Annotated in this window: 3 protein-coding genes; all 3 read right to left on the reverse strand. The window is 39.2% G+C overall.

The window, feature by feature from the left end; all coding sequences use genetic code 11:
• Nucleotides 1-31: 31 nt before the first annotated feature.
• The 3 genes from IQ228_RS26025 to IQ228_RS27010 all read right to left on the reverse strand — a co-directional run bounded on the left by IQ228_RS26025 (nucleotide 32) and on the right by IQ228_RS27010 (nucleotide 1,276).
• The gene (locus IQ228_RS26025; protein ID WP_027403832.1) at nucleotides 32-586 is read right to left on the reverse strand and encodes a methylmalonic aciduria and homocystinuria type D protein; all 555 of its coding nucleotides are present in this window, start codon (nucleotides 584-586) and stop codon (nucleotides 32-34) included.
• Between the two features lie 140 nt (nucleotides 587-726).
• The gene (locus IQ228_RS26030) at nucleotides 727-900 is read right to left on the reverse strand and encodes a transposase (RefSeq protein ID WP_193965008.1); all 174 of its coding nucleotides are present in this window, start codon (nucleotides 898-900) and stop codon (nucleotides 727-729) included.
• Nucleotides 901-952: 52 nt separating this feature from the next.
• Complete coding sequence (locus IQ228_RS27010) at nucleotides 953-1,276, reverse strand: hypothetical protein (RefSeq protein ID WP_228044095.1); 324 nt, start codon at nucleotides 1,274-1,276, stop codon at nucleotides 953-955.
• Nucleotides 1,277-1,417 lie beyond the last annotated feature (141 nt).

Below are 1,417 nucleotides of genomic sequence, written 5' to 3' on the forward strand. Positions count from 1 at the left end.
CTCCCCCAACTCCCCCAACCCCTCTGCCTCTTTACACCTGTATCCATCCGTGCATTGGTGCGATCGCTTTAGTGACTGACTCAATTATTTCTGGAGGTGCTTCTGAAAGCATGACACTGGGATAAACGGCGGTTCCCCATTGGGGATGGACAAGGACATGGCATTTATTTTGAATGGCGGGATATTTAAGTAAGGCTTGGGCTACTGCTGTATCATCATGGGGAACTAGGCCCGAATGAGATAGTAATGGATAACCTGTGCGGGGATCTATGAGGTCTGTTAAATATCCGCGATCGCGCAAATTAAATGCCACATCGCAACCAAAACGCATAAATTTTTCCCGCAGTTTCTCTTTTTCTTGTTCTGTTTCTATAGTCATTTCTTCTAAAGGATATTGTGATTGCTGCAAGACAACCACCACCCACAAAAACTGTTGTTGTTTCCAATCGGGTAATATCTGTTCGCAGTTGGCACAGATATATGGACTGGGAGTATGAATAGAAATCTCTACAGCTTGTCCTGTTTTGCCAACTAAATGAATCGGACAGCTAGGGTCAGAAATACAAACTTGGGGATAATACACCACATTAATTTGGTTTATGAAAGTTTTTATTTTATCTTTGTTAAAAATAATAACTCTTAAATCTGCAAATAAATCATCAAATTTTGCAAATAGTTGAAATATGTTTTTTGTTAAAACTGCACATCTATCAGCATTTTCTGCCATTATGAACTATTGTGGGGATTTTCTGCATCATCCTCCCAGTTTTGAGGATTATTCCCAATATATTCTTTAATATTACTTAAATGTGTTTCGTCCCTAATTATAGATTCATAATAATTACGTTGCCAAAAAGGCAGATCAGAATGATAACGAATTAAATTAACGCGCCGAGTCACAGAGGATTTAAACCCATTAATAAAAGAACCGAGCGAACCAGACTGTAGGGGCTTACGTACGGCGTAAGCCCTCTTGGTTTAATTTCTTATTGCGTAAATCCTCTTGGTTTAATTCCTCAATGCGTAAATCCTCTTGGCTTAACTCCTTATTGCGTAAATCCTCTTGGTTTAATTCCTCAATGCGTAAGCCCTCTTGGTTTAACTCCTTATTGCGATCGCACCTTCCCTGATCTTGATCCTGAATCCAAACAATTCCATGTAAATGATTAGGCATTAAAACCCATTCATCTAATTCAATCTCTTGGCGAATTGCTGATGATTTTAACCATTCTTGAACAACTATTTGACCAATTAGCTTAATCAGCAGAAGCCCCACGTCTCACTCTTAGGAGCGTGGGATGAATGCGCGTGAGTTGAGTTGCGTAGCCCAAATTGTATTTGAGCGTAGCGAAAACAAAGAAGGCTACAGCGACGAAACGAACAAAATATTGATTTTATGTTATTATAAAAAAGTAGG

This window comes from Dolichospermum sp. LEGE 00246, assembly GCF_015207865.1.
In the GTDB taxonomy this organism is placed as follows: Bacteria; Cyanobacteriota; Cyanobacteriia; order Cyanobacteriales; family Nostocaceae; genus Dolichospermum; species Dolichospermum heterosporum.